Annotated in this window: 16 protein-coding genes; 14 read left to right on the top strand and 2 right to left on the bottom strand. The window is 40.9% G+C overall.

Annotated elements, in window-relative coordinates; genetic code table 11:
• Window positions 1-74 precede the first annotated feature (74 nt).
• On the bottom strand, window positions 75-932 hold the full coding sequence (locus FC90_RS06765) for a YitT family protein (RefSeq protein ID WP_057908517.1): 858 nt from the start codon (window positions 930-932) through the stop codon (window positions 75-77).
• A gap of 138 nt (window positions 933-1,070) precedes the next feature.
• On the opposite strand from FC90_RS06765, the gene FC90_RS06760 reads away from it, so the two are divergent.
• From FC90_RS06760 to FC90_RS06740, 5 genes are all read left to right on the top strand, one after another.
• Window positions 1,071-2,270, top strand: a complete 1,200-nt coding sequence (locus FC90_RS06760) for a CCA tRNA nucleotidyltransferase (RefSeq protein WP_057908516.1) — start codon at window positions 1,071-1,073, stop codon at window positions 2,268-2,270.
• Window positions 2,271-2,333: 63 nt separating this feature from the next.
• Window positions 2,334-2,795, top strand: a complete 462-nt coding sequence (locus tag FC90_RS06755) for a hypothetical protein (protein WP_057908515.1) — start codon at window positions 2,334-2,336, stop codon at window positions 2,793-2,795.
• Window positions 2,796-2,936: 141 nt separating this feature from the next.
• Window positions 2,937-4,820, top strand: coding sequence for an ABC-F family ATP-binding cassette domain-containing protein (locus FC90_RS06750; protein WP_057908514.1), 1,884 nt, complete (start codon window positions 2,937-2,939; stop codon window positions 4,818-4,820).
• A 257-nt stretch (window positions 4,821-5,077) separates the two neighbouring features.
• A complete protein-coding gene (locus FC90_RS06745; protein ID WP_057908513.1) occupies window positions 5,078-6,028 on the top strand; it encodes a thymidylate synthase in 951 nt (316 codons plus the stop codon).
• Between the two features lie 15 nt (window positions 6,029-6,043).
• Window positions 6,044-6,544 (top strand): dihydrofolate reductase, encoded by a 501-nt coding sequence (locus tag FC90_RS06740; RefSeq protein WP_057908512.1) that lies wholly within the window; start codon window positions 6,044-6,046, stop codon window positions 6,542-6,544.
• A gap of 52 nt (window positions 6,545-6,596) precedes the next feature.
• On the opposite strand, the gene FC90_RS06735 is transcribed toward FC90_RS06740, so the two are convergent.
• Window positions 6,597-7,457, bottom strand: a complete 861-nt coding sequence (locus tag FC90_RS06735) for a LysR family transcriptional regulator (RefSeq protein ID WP_057908511.1) — start codon at window positions 7,455-7,457, stop codon at window positions 6,597-6,599.
• 120 nt (window positions 7,458-7,577) lie between these two features.
• Here FC90_RS06735 and FC90_RS06730 point away from each other — a divergent pair, with 120 nt between their 5' ends.
• From FC90_RS06730 to FC90_RS06690, 9 genes are all read left to right on the top strand, one after another.
• Window positions 7,578-8,486, top strand: coding sequence for an ACP S-malonyltransferase (locus FC90_RS06730; RefSeq protein WP_057908510.1), 909 nt, complete (start codon window positions 7,578-7,580; stop codon window positions 8,484-8,486).
• A 6-nt stretch (window positions 8,487-8,492) separates the two neighbouring features.
• Entirely contained in the window at window positions 8,493-10,139 is a 1,647-nt protein-coding gene (gene mdcA / locus FC90_RS06725) for a malonate decarboxylase subunit alpha (protein WP_057908509.1), read from the top strand.
• 15 nt (window positions 10,140-10,154) lie between these two features.
• Window positions 10,155-10,454, top strand: coding sequence for a malonate decarboxylase subunit delta (locus FC90_RS06720; RefSeq protein ID WP_057908508.1), 300 nt, complete (start codon window positions 10,155-10,157; stop codon window positions 10,452-10,454).
• Complete coding sequence (gene mdcD, locus FC90_RS06715) at window positions 10,444-12,126, top strand: biotin-independent malonate decarboxylase subunit beta (RefSeq protein WP_057908507.1); 1,683 nt, start codon at window positions 10,444-10,446, stop codon at window positions 12,124-12,126. The genes FC90_RS06720 and mdcD overlap by 11 nt, the downstream gene beginning before the upstream one ends.
• A gap of 3 nt (window positions 12,127-12,129) precedes the next feature.
• Window positions 12,130-12,726, top strand: a complete 597-nt coding sequence (locus tag FC90_RS06710) for a malonate decarboxylase holo-ACP synthase (protein ID WP_057908506.1) — start codon at window positions 12,130-12,132, stop codon at window positions 12,724-12,726.
• A gap of 13 nt (window positions 12,727-12,739) precedes the next feature.
• Window positions 12,740-13,822 carry an acyltransferase family protein gene (locus FC90_RS06705; protein WP_057908505.1) on the top strand — a complete coding sequence of 361 codons (1,083 nt, stop codon included), beginning with the start codon at window positions 12,740-12,742 and terminating at the stop codon, window positions 13,820-13,822.
• Between the two features lie 12 nt (window positions 13,823-13,834).
• A complete protein-coding gene (locus FC90_RS06700; protein WP_057908504.1) occupies window positions 13,835-14,680 on the top strand; it encodes a triphosphoribosyl-dephospho-CoA synthase MdcB in 846 nt (281 codons plus the stop codon).
• 214 nt (window positions 14,681-14,894) lie between these two features.
• The gene (locus tag FC90_RS06695) at window positions 14,895-15,740 is read left to right on the top strand and encodes a DegV family protein (RefSeq protein ID WP_057908520.1); all 846 of its coding nucleotides are present in this window, start codon (window positions 14,895-14,897) and stop codon (window positions 15,738-15,740) included.
• A 91-nt stretch (window positions 15,741-15,831) separates the two neighbouring features.
• Window positions 15,832-16,731, top strand: coding sequence for an SGNH/GDSL hydrolase family protein (locus FC90_RS06690; protein WP_057908503.1), 900 nt, complete (start codon window positions 15,832-15,834; stop codon window positions 16,729-16,731).
• The last annotated feature ends 6 nt before the right edge of the window (window positions 16,732-16,737 follow it).

Below are 16,737 nucleotides of genomic sequence, written 5' to 3'. Positions count from 1 at the left end.
AACATATTAAATTTTATATTATTTCATCCGTCAACTTGACAGGGCCTAGTACATTTAGTCGGGTGTTTTATTGATTATTCATACGTAAATCCTTCACCGAGTGCTTCGTGAACATCAATAATTGAGATAAATGCGTGCGGATCATGGTGATTGATTAACCGTTTCAGATGGGCAATCTCACTTGGGCTGACGACGCAATAGAGCATTAGTCGGTCTTGGTGGGCATAAGCGCCAGTAGCATGTAAGAAGGTGACACCACGCTCCATGTCAGTCAGAATGTCATCGGCAACTGCTTGGGCGTGATCGCTGATAACGAGTATTCCTTTGGCAGCATAGGCGCCTTCAAGTGTGAAGTTAACAATCCGCGAGAAAACGTAAGAAGCAATTAAGGTATACATCATATGTTCAATATCGAGGTAACTGAGTGACAGTGTTAAGACCACGACGTCAAAAAGAAGGAGTGAACGGCCCATCGGCATCCCTTTTTCTTTTTCGATAATGCGGGCAATGACGTCAGTTCCACCGGTTGTGCCGCCAAAGCGGTAGATAATCCCACTCCCAAAGCCGCCACATAAACCGGCTAGGATTGAAGCGATTAAAATGTCGTGGTTCAAGTCAATTGTGATGGGGACGCGCTGCCAAATCCATAAGAAAAGCGACATCATTGCGGTCCCATAAATGGTGTAAGCCAATGCGCGTTTGCCAAGGTAGCGGTAACCGAGAATAATTAACGGGATATTCAATAATACAGTCGTGTACGCCGGATCGATGTGCAACCAATAGCGTAAAATCAAGGTAATCCCGGTTAAGCCCCCTTCGGCAAGGTGATTTTGGATGTTGATCGTGACTAGGCCAAACGCATAGACTGCACAGCCCAAGGCAATCATCATCAAGTTACGGCTGGTAGTTTGCCATGTATGATGATTCGTCATTAAACCGCCCCCTTTACATAACTCAAATATAGCACGACGTAGGCTGTAAAAACAGTGCCAGCTATTTGGTGGTTGTAATGATTGTGGTATGATAAATAACATCAGAAACAGTTAATTATTAGATAAGAGGGATCATCCATGAGAGTAACGACCTTTGCGCCGGAATTTAAAGCCGCCCTACCAATCTTAAAACAAATTGAAGCAGCGGGTTTTGAAGCCTATTTTGTCGGTGGTAGTGTCCGCGATTATTTATTAGGCTTGCCAATTCACGATGTCGATATTGCAACGTCTGCGTATCCAGCAGAAGTGAAGCAGATTTTTAAACGAACGGTCGATACCGGGATTCAACACGGGACTGTAATGATTCTTGATCATGGGACTGGTTATGAAGTGACCACTTTTAGGACGGAAAGTGGCTACCAAGATTTTAGACGACCCGATTCTGTCACGTTTGTCCGATCGTTAGCCGCAGATCTACAACGGCGGGACTTTACGATTAATGCGCTTGCGATGCGCGCTGATGGTGAAATTATTGACTTATTCGATGGCCTGACCGATCTAAAAGCGCAACAAATCAGAGCGGTGGGCGAAGCTGATGAACGCTTCCACGAAGATGCACTCCGCATGATGCGTGCTGTTCGTTTTGAAAGTCAGCTCGGCTTTGCAGTCACCCCAGAAACACAGGCTGCGATTACCAAACATGCTGAATTACTAACAAAGATCGCGGTGGAACGAATCCATGTGGAATTTGTGAAGTTACTCCAAGGCATTCAGCGCCAAAATGGGTTACAAACTTTTTTAAAAACTGGGTTGTATCAATATTGTCCAGAGTTCGCGACTGAATCAGCAGGACTAGCCAAATTAGCGGCACTACCTGCGCAACAGATTCATGACGAAGATACGGATTGGCTACTAGTCAATGCATTATTGGGTAAAACTCCCGCCGCCGCTAGCAAATTATTGAAACGCTGGAAGAGTGCTAACGATGTGATCGATGCGGTTAAAGCAGGTTTGGGATTATTGCCAGCCATTCTAGACCAATCGGCCGATCAGTGGGCGCTTTATCAAGCGGGGCAACACGTATTAGACATCACGTTAGTCGTCGCCCAATTGATGACAAGCAAACCAATGGCAGTTGATCAGTGGCAAGCAAAGTATGCGGCACTGCAAATTAAGCAAAAGGCTGAACTAGCCATCAATGGACAAGTCTTAATACAAAATGGTTATCAACCCGGACCACAGCTGGGAAAGATCTTGGCGCAACTCGAAAAAACTGTGGTGTTAGACCAATTACCAAATGACCAAGCGCAATTATTGCAATGGGCTGCACAAAACTAAGCCATTCCCTCAGAAGGTGTGTTAAAATAGCCATGTAAGCACATTCAGAAAGGGTGATAATTGATGACACAACATGTTTTTAAGGAATTAAAATTTTATTTTAGAAATGGGGATGCTTGGACCGTCAACCATAAAGAATTAAATGATATTTGGATTAGCCGTGTTACCACCAGTTATGGCCGCATTAATGGCGGCCCAATGCAAGAGATTCACCCTTGCAAGAGTTTCAAAGCTGAAATTTTACCGGAAGCCGATCATGTTAAGTCCGAAGATATCAATACTGGTTCGCTTGAAATGGGGATGTTTGGGCGGGCAACAAAGTATCAAGACATCGAAAAACTCGATTTAATCTTTGAAGACGATCAAGATCGCGCACCAATGCAAATTTATTTCCCATTCAAGAACAAAGATAATAGTGGCTTAGATAATATTTATCAAAGTAGTCAAATCTCACAAAAAAATGGTCGTTTATACATCGTGATTGATGCTGAACACACAATTGCAGATATGTACCCTGAAATTTAAGTTAGCTCCTGACAATCTTAATCGTTGTCAGGAGTTTTTTTGCTTATTGACAGTTTACGATATTCTTTTTGTTATTTTGATTGTCAGTCGTCTGATTATTCGCTATGATTGATGGTAATGAAAGTAAAAAGGTGACTTATATTGCAAACATTGACAGCAACGCATTTAACAAAGACTTACGGTGAAAAAACGCTTTTTGAAGATATTTCATTTTTAATCCGCGAAGGGGACCGGATTGGCTTAGTCGGCATTAACGGGACTGGCAAAACAACGTTGCTCAACGCGATTACCGGTACGGATTCATATGACAGTGGTCAGATTGAAACGCCTAATCAATATACGATGAGTTATTTAGCGCAGAAACCAAGTTTTGATACGAATTTAAGTATTATGGCGGCCATTTTTGCCGGCGATAATCCGGTGTTCAAGACCATCCAAAATTATGAACGTGTCTTGGCGGCTTATACGCAAGATCCAACTAATCTAAAATTACAGACGCAATATGAACAGGCTGATGCGCAAATGACACAACGTGATGCTTGGTCGGTCGATACGGATATCAAAACCATATTGACACAACTACACTTAACGGATTTGGATCAACCAATCAATACATTATCGGGGGGCCAACAAAAACGGGTTGGTTTGGCACAAGCCTTAATCGAAAGCCCTGATTTATTGATTTTGGATGAACCGACCAATCATTTGGACTTTGATTCCATTGAATGGCTTGAAAAACGGTTAGCGCAATATCAAGGGGCCCTTTTAATTGTGACGCATGATCGGTACTTCTTGGATCGCGTTGCGAACCAGATTTTCGAACTCGATGGTGGGCAACTCTATTCATATGACGGTAACTATGAACAATTCTTAATTCAAAAAGCTGACCGTTTGGAACGTGAACAACAAGCTGCCCATAAGCAACAACAACGCTACAAGCAAGAATTAACGTGGATGCGGGCGGGGGCTAAGGCACGGACAACCAAACAACAAGCCCGGATCAATCGCTTCAATGATTTAAAGGCGAATTTAACCACTGGACCAGATGACTTAGAAGTCGATATTCAAATGGGGCAATCACGGTTAGGAAAAAAAGTACTCGAATTAAAGCATGCTAGTTTACGCCTTGGTGATCGGCAGATTCTGGATGATTTTAGTATTTTAGCCCAAGCTAACGATCGGATTGGGATTAGTGGCGTCAACGGTGCCGGCAAATCATCACTCTTAAACGTGCTGGCGCAACGGCTACCACTGGATAGTGGGGAGCTAATTGTCGGTGAAACCGTCAATCTTGGCTACTACACGCAACAAAATGAAGACCTCGACCCTAATAAACGAGTCATTGCCTACTTGCAAGAAGCCGGCGAAGAAGTCATTGGTAAAAATGGGGACCGGATCAGTGTCACACAATTGTTAGAACAATTCCTGTTTAGTCGTCAAATGCATGGCACATTGATTGGTAAACTTTCTGGTGGTGAGAAACGCCGCTTGTATTTGTTGAAGATTTTGATGCAACAACCAAACGTCTTATTACTGGATGAACCAACTAATGATTTAGATATTGGCACGTTGACGATTCTGGAAAATTACTTGGAAAACTTTAACGGTACAGTGATCACGGTTTCTCATGACCGTTACTTCCTCGATCAAGTCGCCGACAAGCTCTTGATTTTTGAAGGCGCGGGCAAGATTAGCACCGAAGTCGGGCTTTTCAGTGATTACTTAATGAAACAAAAAGCAACCCCAACTAAGTCAGCGCCTAAAGCAGCGACAGCAGCGGTTGAAGAGGCACCAGTCGCAAAGACCAAGCAGAAATTAACATACGCCGAACAAAAGGAATACGAACACATCGAAGCCGACATGGAACAATTGGACGAACAGATTGAAACCATCAAAGCAGAAATGAACGCAAACGGTGCCGACTATGGTAAATTAGCAGAGTGGCAGGCCCAAATGGATCAACTCAACCAACAACTAGACGAAAAAATGACCCGCTGGGAATACTTAAGTGAATACGCAAACTGAGTGCGTTCAAACTGGTTAGGTTATGAGCATTTACCTAGTTAGGCGAATTAGCGATGCAGACGATGATTTGACTAACTAGGTAAAGCGCAGGAACCTAGTTTGAAAAGCACGTTAAAGAAAAGAAATGCGTTCAAACCGGGTATGTTCTGAGGATTAGCCTAACAAGGCGAATGATTGCTGGAAGCAATCGTTTGACTTGTGGAGCTAAACGTAAGAACATGGTTTGAAAAGCACGTTAAAGAAAGGAATCCACACCCATGTCTGAGCAAACCTATTTGGATTTAGCACGTACTATTTTAGAAACAGGTCATTACAAAGAAGATCGCACCAATACAGGCACCTATAGTTTATTTGGTTATCAAATGCGGTTTGATTTAAATGAAGGGTTCCCTTTATTGACCACCAAAAAAGTGCCATTCGGTCTAATTAAAAGCGAGTTGTTGTGGTTTTTAAAGGGCGACTCCAACATTCGCTACTTACTACAACACAATAATCATATTTGGGATGAATGGGCGTTTGAACGCTACGTTCAAAGTGCCGATTATACAGGCCCGGATATGACAGATTTTGGTCATCGTGCCCAAACTGATACGGCCTTCAATACTGTTTATCGCGACCAAATGCAACAGTTTAACGAACGGATTTTAAACGATGAAGCCTTTGCCAAACAATATGGTGAACTGGGCGATATCTATGGTAAACAATGGCGTGCTTGGCAAACCCGTTCTGGGGACACAATCGATCAGATTAAAAATGTGATTGAACAAATTAAAACCAATCCCGATTCACGGCGCTTAATTGTTTCAGCTTGGAATCCAGAAGATGTGCCAAGTATGGCGTTGCCGCCTTGTCATACGATGTTCCAGTTCTACGTGAATGACGGACGGTTATCGTGCCAATTGTATCAACGTAGCGGGGACGTTTTCCTTGGAGTACCATTTAACATTGCGAGTTACGCATTGTTGACACATTTGATTGCGCATGAAACCGGCCTTGAAGTCGGTGAATTCATCCATACCTTAGGTGATGCGCATATTTATAGCAATCACGTTGAACAAGTGAAGACGCAGCTTGAACGCCCCATTCATACTGCACCACAACTATGGTTAAATCCAGATAAAACAAGCATCTTTGACTTTGATATCGCCGATATTAAACTTGAAAATTATGAAGCAGAACCCGCAATTAAAGCACCTGTCGCGGTTTAATGAGGAGGAGTGGCAATGTTAGCATTTTTATGGGCTGAAGATCAAAATGGGTTAATCGGTCAAAATGGGCATTTACCATGGTCACTACCAAACGATCTTGCCAATTTTAAACACGAAACGATTCATGAAGTGGTCGTAATGGGGCGTAAAACATATGATAGTTTACCTGCTCGCCCCTTACCGAGTCGGCAAAACGTCGTGATTACGCGGCAATCGGAACTAGCTGTGGCAGATGGCGTATTGGTGATGCACAATAAAGCGGAACTGCTTGAATATGAGCAGGTCAATCCGATGAAAAAGATTTTTATCATTGGCGGCGCCGATATTTTTGCAATGTTTGCTGATGATGTCGATTATCTGTACGTTACAAAAATTGCTGCATCGTTTGAAGGCGATATTTATATGCCAAAATTAGCGATGGATCAGTTCGAATTAATCAGTCAAACACCTGGTGTGCTGGACGAACGTAATCGCTATACGCATACATTTGAAATTTATCAAAGAATCACTAAATAAGCAGTAAAAAAGGAATGTTTACTATCATCAATTGGTAGTAAACATTCCTTTTTTAGTTATGGCAGATGAACCACTCGCGAAGGGTGGTTACAATTGTTTTGATGAGTGGGTGATCTTCGCGCAACGTTGACGAAAGATAAATAGTCCGTTCGATTGAGACACCAGCAATCTCTTTTAAGATAAAGTTGTCATTAGCTTGATAGGACCAGGAGATTTGGGGAAAAAAGGTGATGCCTAAGCCTTGATTGATAATTGAACGAAGCGTTGCGGGATCATCAGTGGTTGAGCTAATTTTAGGCTGAATGTGATTAGCTTCAAGGGCCAGATCAATGGTGTGGCGAAAAGCATTGCTGGAACTCAACATAATAATTGGTGTTTGTTGAATATCAGTCGCTTGCAAAACCGCTTTTTGGGCTAACGGGTGCGATTTAGGAACGGCAACTAAAATTGGTTCTCTAATAATCGGAACATTAACTAAATCAGGTTTTGAATCAGAAGTGATAAATAAAACGGAATCATTAATATTTTCAGGAAGCTGATGTTGGATAATCGTTAATTCAATATCAGGATGTTTTTCTGAAAATATGCGCATTAAGTTTGGTGCGGAAACAGATGCGACTTCTAAGCACAGAGTGATTGAAGTAATGATTTCCTGGTTTAAGGCATTGACCGCACGAAACCCGTCGTCAAGAATGGCTAGGGTTTTAGTAACGTAGGGATAGAAGGTGTGGGCGTATGGTGTCGCTTCAATATTACGACCTGTGTGATAAAAAAGTGTGACACCTAACTCGGATTCTAGATGTTTAATGGCGCGACTGAGTGCCGGTTGCGAAATATATAGTGCTCTAGCGGCCTGGGTTATATTGCGGGTTTCAAAGACTTTTTTGAAGTATTGTAAATAAGTTAAGTTCATTATTGACCACCTTAATTGATACCTTTTAGTTATTAATCAATCTGTTTTAAGTATTTTTTATTATAACAGAACTCCCTTAAGATTAAAGAGTAATCGGTCGTTACGAAAGGAGGAAAATCAATGAGTACAGCATTCTTATTCCCAGGACAAGGTAGTCAGGAAGTCGGAATGCTAAGGGCGGTTCCGACTCAATATATCGAGCGAATTAAAAAAATAACTGGTTATCAACTTGAAGATTTGCCCGAAAATTACGAGGACACTGTTTTTATCCAATTAGCATTATTGGTTAAAGGTTTATCTGCATTAGCTGCGGTTCAAAGAAATGAAATTAGGCCGGATTTAGTGGCTGGTCATTCATTAGGTGCTTTTTGCGCTGCAGTTGCTTGTAAAGCAATCACATTTGACGATGCAGTTAGGATTGTTTATCAACGTGCCGTTTTGATGAAGGCAGCTTATCCAACTGGCTATGCAATGGGAGTCATTGTTGGGTTAACCCGAACTGAAGTGGCGCAAGTTGTTCAAGATACTTTTGATGAGATGCACCCAGTATACCTATCAAACGAAAATTGTCCGTTGCAACACACAATATCGGGTGAGATTACGGGGCTTCAGAAAACATTGGCAGCGGCGAAATTGCGGCAAGCCCGTACGGCTAAGTTATTAAAAGTACCGGTACCATCACATTGTCGTTTAATGCAAGCGACAGTCGCAGCATTGACGCCTTTTATTAATCAAATAACGTTCCACCCAACAATTTGTCCATATCTAAAAAATACGGACGGTCGAATGACTCAAGATACTGAAGTAATTCGGCAAGATTTACTAGAAAATATTGCGCAACCTGTTCAATGGAATCAGATGATGGATGTTGCTAAAGAGATGGGAATGAATCTGACCCTTGAATTTCCACCTGGCAATACACTGACGAAGTTGATACATGCCAAGTTTGGTGAGCGGTCTATTCGCACAATTAATATTGACCAACATGGAGTTGATGACGCAACGTTTCTATATCAAAAATGGAGATGAACATTGATGGAAAAACCACAACGGAATTGGGACACAAAACGTGTTCAAAAAGCACAACGATTAGCCAAGATTAGTAATCTAATGACTGGCAAATATGTTGAAACAAATCAAATTATCACTGTATTAGAGGCACTAATTGCTCCTGGCGACAAAGTTGTTTTGGAAGGGGACAACCAAAAGCAAGCAAGTTTTTTATCACAAAGTTTAAATCTGGTTAATCCTAAAAAAGTGAATCACTTGCACATGATTATGTCGAGTATTTCGCGTCCAGAACATTTAGATATTTTTGAACGTAAAATTGCCTCAAAAATTGATTTTTCGTATGCTGGCGCCCAGAGCGTCCGTGTTTCACAAATGATTGAAGATGGCAAAATGAAATTAGGTGATATTCATACTTACCTTGAACTATATGGCCGTTTATTTATCGATTTAATCCCCAATGTCGTTTTAGTGGCCGCCGATAAAGCGGATAAAGCTGGGAACTTGTATACCGGTTTTAATACCGAAGAGACACCAACAATCGTTGAAGCAGCGGCTTTTAAAGATGGAATTGTTATCGTTCAGGTTAATGAAGTCGTTGATGAATTACCACGGATTGATATCCCCGCAGGTTGGGTTGATGTTGTGGTTCCTGCTGATAAACCTTATGAATTAGAAGCTCTTTTCACGCGAGATCCACAAAATATTACAGAACTACAAATCTTAATGGCGATGATGGCAATTAAGGGGATTTATGCTGAACATGGTGTTCAATCATTAAACCATGGGATTGGTTTTAATACCGCAGCGATTGAATTACTTTTACCAACGTATGGGGCATCATTAGGCCTTAAGGGTAAGATTGCTAGAAATTGGGTTTTGAACCCACATCCAACAATTATTCCGGCGATTGAATCGGGTTGGGTTGAAAGTATTCATAGCTTTGGCGGCGAAGTTGGTATGGAAAAATACATTGCTGCCCGTCCTGATATTTTCTTCGTAGGTCAAGATGGCACAATGCGCAGTAATCGGGTTTTGGGGCAAATTGCTGGCCAATATGCTGTTGATATGTTTATCGGTTCAACACTTCAATTAGATTATGATGGTAATTCTTCAACTGTAACGCGCGGACGGTTATCCGGGTTTGGTGGAGCACCTAATATGGGACATAATCCTGGTGGTCGGCGGCACTCAACCCCTGCTTGGCAATCATTGCGTGATCAAGATAATGCATTGGGTAAAGGCCAAAAACTAGTGGTACAAATGGTTGAAACATATGGTGCTAATAAGAAACCAATTTTTGTTGAAAATTTGGATGCTTTAGCGGTTCAAAAACAAGCGGGGCTTGCTAATGCACCGGTCATGATTTATAGCGAAGACACAACGCATATTGTTACTGAAGAAGGCATTGCTTATCTTTACAAGGCAACTAGCAAAGCCCAACGCCAAGCTGCCATTGCCGCGATTGGTGGTGTCACACCTTTAGGGATGACAAGTACTAAAGAATCATTAGATCAGTTACGGCATGCAGGGATTGTTAAGTTACCCGAAGATCTAGGGATTAAGCGGAGTGATGCTAAACGTTCATTATTAGCAGCTCAAACAATCGACGATTTAGTCGAGTGGTCAGATGGTTTATATGAACCACCAATGAAATTTAGAACTTGGTCATAGGAAAGGGAGATTTTTATGGAACAATTAGCTTATCAATATCAAACAAGTCAGCCAATTAGCAAAAGAGTCCATGTTGGCGTAGTTGGGTCCGGAGATTTAGAAATCTTAATGTTTCCAACTGATAAATCAGAATCAACTGTCAAAGTTCGTACCGGTAGTGACGGTTTTGATAAGGTATGGGGTAATGTTTTAACACGCTTTTTCGATCGTTATCCGATTTCGGCCGATATTGTAATTAATGACTTCGGGGCAACACCTGGTGTTGTTTACCTTCGATTAACCCAAGCAATGGAGGAACTAGCTGATGAAAAATAGTTTTGTAGAATTAAATGCGCGTGAACGGGTTAATGCTTTATTAGATACAGAAAATGGTCGCGAATTAGTTGGGCCATTTGATCAGATGATAGCGCCTAACCTAGTTGCTCAAGGTATCGTCCCAGAAAGTGATGATGGGATTGTCGTGTCATTAGGGACGATTGGACATAAAAAAGTGGTTGTGATTGCGATGGAAGGTAGCTTTCAAGGCGGTGGGATTGGTGAGGTCTCTGGTGCAAAGATTATTGCTGCGCTAAGTCATGCTTTAGAAGAAAATCAAAATGGACATGAAATTTTCCCAATTATTGTATTGGATACAGGAGGGGTTCGTTTACAAGAAGCGAACTATGGTCTGCTTTCCATCTCTGAAATCGGTAACTTAATTGTGGCACTCAAAAAATATGTGCCCGTAATTGGGGTCGTTCCCGGTCGTGTCGGTTCATTTGGGGGAATGTCCATCACTTCAGCTTTAATGAGTTATTTAATTACAACCAAAAAAGCACGCGTTGGCCTGAACGGTCCTGAAGTAATTGAGCAAGAGGCCGGTGTTCGTGAGTTTGATTCAAGTGATAAAGATTTAATTTGGAATACAATAGGTGCGCGTCAACGAGTTCAAGCTCAAATTATTGATGAGTTGGTGACTGATAGTGTTGAAAGTATTAAGTCGGCAGTTTTGGCGGCAATGCTTGAGCGGAAGGATAGCCATCGTAGTGAAAACGCTGACTTTTACTTATCCCTATTAGATTCGCTTGATCTTTCAAAACCAATGACAATTGAAAGCTATAATCAAGCACTCATCGAGCATCAAGCGCAATCAGTGGACTTACCAGTGATCACTGAACAAGCAACACCAGCAACAACGAGTGTTGGTTACGATTGGTTCCAAGCATTAACGGGGTTAAAGAATCCAAATTCAACAGTAAGTACTGTCTATTATGGAGATTCAAAGCGGTTTAATGAAGACGTGGTAGTGACTGCGATTGTGCCAGATCCTAAAAATCCAATGTATCGTGTTCGAGATGGTGAAGTCGGATTGGTGGAAGGCTTCCGCATGGCTCAGATTTTAAATCATATCTATGAAGCAGATCAGAATAAAGCCGTTAAGCGTCCAATTGTGGTCGTTATTGATGTTCCTAGTCAAGCTTACGGATATAACGAAGAATTAATTGGAATTCATGTTGCACTTGCCAATAGTGCTGCTGCCTACGCTAAGCTGAGACAAGCTGGACATCCAATTATCGGTGTGATTGTTGGGAATGCAATTTCTGGTGCGTTTTTAGCACATGGTCTGCAATCCAGCCGTTTAATTGCTTTAAATAGTCCTGCAATTTCGGTTCAAGCCATGTCTAAAGAAAGCGCCAGCCGGATTACGAAACGTTCAATTGCTGAAATTGAAGCTGCTGCTGAACAAGTTCCTTCAATTGCTTATGATATTCGTAATTACAATAAATTAGGGGCTCTCTACCGTTTCTTAGAAAAAATAACCGATCAATCGACATCCATTACCAATGTTAATGCTGTTATATCTGCAGTTAATGACGCAATTGAAGACGTTCGCCGTACAAACGATACAATGTTGACGGCCCGTTATACAAATGAGATTGCCGTTAAAATGGGTCGCGTTGAAACGAATAAAGTTCAGGCTAAAATGAATGAAGAATGGAATGCTTAAAGAATGAAATTTGCACATGATATTGTTCGCTTCAATCAAGCAGTTATTCAGCAACGGGAATTAGTACGGCAATTAGCGCTGTCAAAACAAGTTTTTGGTGTTATTCGGCGGGGATTACCTAGCCAACCAGATTTAGTACCGATTGGATTACGAGGTATTGCTCGTAATCAGCGGTTTGCTTTAGAAATTCCAACAACCGCGATACAAGCGATTATACATCCTTGGGAGATTACTAAGCGCGAATCTTTTAGAGCAGCTGAGATTGCTCAATTTCCTGTTTATGAACAATACCATGTGGCTCAAAAAATACTAGCTGGGTTCAAATGGGGCGTTGGTGGCAGTTTGGGATTTGAACTAACATCTGGGATTCAAGCCATTAAGCCAACAAGTGATTTTGATTTATTACTTTATGCTAATGCGCCAACGGAAATACCACTATCAGTTATTATTAAAAATCGTTTGTTCTTTGAACAATTTGATACACAAGTAATAACACTAAAGGGTGGGTTTGCGCTAAAAGAATATTTACGGACTCCGGATAAAAAAATTCTGCTAAAAACTGATACTGGTCCGATTTTAACCAAAGAAATTTGGTCATAATTGGGAGGAAAAAATGTTCGAAGATCAGAAAACAAAAACAAACGTTAGTGATTTTCAAAAAGTATCAGCTGTTACGGCAGTGATTTTACAAACCATATTAAGTTTCGCATTGTCTAATTGCCATGATCAGACAACTGCGGCTTTAATTGGGACATTGTATGTTTTTGTTAAATATACGGCGCCAATTTTTATTTTTTCGATTGTTTATAATATGGTCAAAACGAGTGAGAAGACATCTTATTTTGAATTTTTAAAAGATAAATTTTTCGAATTAGTAGTACCGTATTTATTATGGACAACGGTCTATTTGTTGGTTTTTCCTGGTGTACAGCAAGAAACACCATATAATAATCTTGGCACTTTTTTGTTGAAATTCATTACGGGTGATGGAGCACCACATCTATGGTATACCGTGATGATGCTGCAGATTCAACTATGTATGCCATTCTTTATTTGGTTGGGGTATCATGTTTTAAATAAACGTAAACTTGTGTGGCCTGTCCTGACAGGTGCAACGATTCTCTATATAGGTTGGTATCTCTTTTACAATACAGCAGTTTTAAATGGACCATTAGCTAATCGTTGGTATTTGTTAGACCGCTTTGTAGTAAGCTTTTTGATCTATGGAATCTATGGGGTTGCTGGATTTGTCTATCATGAAGCCCTTTTTAAACAGTTAAATCGGATTCGTTTTGCACTATTACCAATTAGTTTAGTGGTCGGTGGCTTATCAGTCCGTGCCTTGCTGGCATATCCTGGCGATATTAACTTTGGGCATGCGCCGTATCTAAATACATTACAAAGTTTATATAGTTTGAGTATTATTTTAATGGTCTTTACATTTGCCTCAAGAATGATTATTAACCAATCACCTAAGTTACGTTTGTTTAAGTGGTTATCGCTTTATGCTTATCGAACTTATTTAGCCAATGTATTTGTCTTTCAAGCTTTATTGTTAGTCTTTAAAACAACCTGGTTGAAACTACCAATGGGAGCAATGATTGTGGTTGCTTACTTAAGTACAACAACTGTAGCATTTATGCTAAGCTGGCTCCTCCATCTAGGTTGGTTAGGGATTAAGCAACAATTTAGTTAAGGAGTTTCGCTTTTGATAAAAAATAAGACCCAACAAGTAGTTACAAAGCAATTAGCAAGCCTAGTCGAACAAGCTTTGGTCGATGAAGTTAGCTTAAGTCCCAAACCAGGTTTAGTGGATGCACTTAATAATGGGGCCCATTCGGATATGGATCTGGCTTTATTTATCAAGTCTGCGCGGGCTTTAACGCCTTATTTTGAACAGATGGCACAAGCTGCTTGGCTGCAACCAATCAGTCAGACTTTACGCGAGACCATCGCACACATTGGTCGTAAAGCTGAGCAGGCGATGTTTAAAGAAACTAACGGGATTAATACTCATAAAGGTGCGATCTGGGTAATGGGGCTATTGACGACTGTCTATGCCCAACGAATCAGTACGGGACAATCAATCCAAACTGATGAACTTTTGAAGCTAGTTAGTCACTTAGCGCAATTTCCTGATTCTCGTTACCAAAATAAGCAACTAACACACGGTGAAGCGGTGAAGCAACGTTATCGGGTGAATGGGGCTTATGAAGAAGCAGTACTGGGTTATCCGCATATTTCTTTGGCACTTGAAACATATGTTAAATGGCAGACAGCGACATCTCAACAGTATCAATTACAAATGTTATTAACTTTAATGAGTAGTGTGACAGACACTTGTGTGTTACATCGTAGCGATCAAGGAACACTAATTGAAATGCAACGCCTAGCGATGTCCGCTGGTCAAACATCATTACCGAATGCTAGTTTTACAGATTTACAAAAGTATTGCCAACAAAAACATATTTCACCTGGTGGAAGCGCTGATTTGTTATCAGCTAGTCTATTAATAATTGCCGTTAATCGGCAATTTTACAGAGGTAAAAATTAGTGATCAAGCGCCGGTTTCTTTTAGCCAAAAACAAGCTAAAGAAATTGGCGCTTTTGCGTTGTTAGTATCACTAATTACGACATAATCTGGTTTATACAGTAACTTTTGGTGAAAAAAATGGGATTGTTTGATATACTGTTAATAGAAATAATCATAAAAATTGTGGACACTTATTTGTCCAGAATTCAAGATAGAAAGCGTGGCTGAATTAATAGTGGCTAATATTAAAATCGTAACAGACTCATCAATCCAACTAACCCCTGAAGAAATTAAAGAACATCACATTACAGTTATTCCGTTGACAATTATGATTGATAATACCGTGTATATTGATGGTGAAACAATTACCCGTGATCAGTTTATGACTGAAATGGCCAGTGCTAGCGCCTTACCGAAGACAAGCCAACCGGCAATTGGTAATTTTGTTGAAACGTATGAACAATTAGCTGCTGATGGGAGTCAAATTTTATCAATCCATATGCTCCGGGCAATCAGCGGGACTGTTGATACAGCACGTCAAGCTGGTGAAATGGCAAAGGCTGACGTGACGGTTATTGATAGTGACTTTACAGATCGGGCAATGGCTTTTCAAGTATTAAAGGCGGCGGAAGTTGTTGAAAATGGTGGAAACATGGCTGATGCTTTAGCAGCAATTCAAGATGTTCATGACCACACAAAATTGTATATGGGCGTAACTAACTTAACGAATCTCGTAAAAGGTGGTCGTTTAAGTCATGCTGCCGGTGTGATTTCAAACTTATTAAACATTAAAGTAGTTCTGCAAGTTGCTGATAGTGAATTGAAGGTTCTCCGTAAAGGTCGGGGGATGAAGACCATCACGAAATTTATTGACGAGATGGAAGTAGAGATGCGCGGTCTGAAAAATATTCGGGCCATTGGTATTTCACATGCAGATGGTTTAGAATTGAGTGAAAAAATTAAAGCACAATTACAAGCGGTTTTCCCGAATATCGAAATTTTGGTGCGGGCGACAGATCCAGTGATTGCGACCCACTCTGGGGCGGGAGCCTTTGCTGTGATGTACTATACTGAGAACTAAAGTATTACAATTAATGCATTAACACTAAGGCTGGTTGACATTAAATTGTCCCAGCCTTATCTATTATCTAGAGATAACCGAGGTGTCACGTTTGAAAAAAGCACGACAGATTTTAATTGACTTAGGCTTATTTATTGGGGTAATATTAGGCGTTTTTATAATTTGGCAGCTGTTTATGCCCCGACCGAATCAAATACAAAAAACGGTCATATCAACGCGTACCTCCCAAAAAAGGATCAACACCAAAAAACAAAAAACTTTGCAGTTAGTTGCCATTGGCGATTCCCTAACACATGGTGTCGGAGATGAAAGCCATAAGGAAGGCTACGTGTCCTTAATCGCTGATCAAATTAAGCAAGTGACGAATCACCCGGTTAAAACCACGAATTACGGTGTGACCGGAGATACCAGTGTTCAGATTGAAAAACGCGTCCGTAGTCAAAAGTCACTGCAAAAAAAACTGTCAAAAGCAAATATTGTAACGTTAACGGTTGGGGGTAACGACTTAATGACCGTTTTGCAGAATAATTTTTTTGAACTGAACCAGAGTCGGATCATAGCTGGACAAAAGAAATACCAAGCGCATTTGCTCACTTTAATGACCCAAATTAGAAAGTATAATCCGGAGGCACCAGTCTTTATTCTAGGCGTCTATAATCCGTTTTATGTCTATTTCCCGGAAATCACGGGAATGTCCAAGGCAGTGGCTGAGTGGAACAAAACGGCGCAAGCGGTAGCCGACGATTTTAAAACAGTGTATTATGTGGATAGTAATCGGATGATTACTCGTGGTGATGGACATTTTGTTAAACAGACCCAATCACTGGCTAAGATGGATAGCACTCAGTTGAAAAAAACATTAGCGGCGAATGAAAATTTAAATCCTTACATCAGCCCAGATGATCATTTTCATCCCAATCATCTAGGATACCAGCGAATTACAAAAGCCCTATGGTACGTGATGGATGCGCATAAACAAACTTGGGATTAGAGAAAG

Source organism: Latilactobacillus graminis DSM 20719 (genome assembly GCF_001436415.1).
Taxonomy (GTDB): Bacteria; Bacillota; Bacilli; order Lactobacillales; family Lactobacillaceae; genus Latilactobacillus; species Latilactobacillus graminis.
Note: the sequence above shows the minus strand (reverse complement) of the source record. Positions and strands in the feature narration are given on the sequence as shown.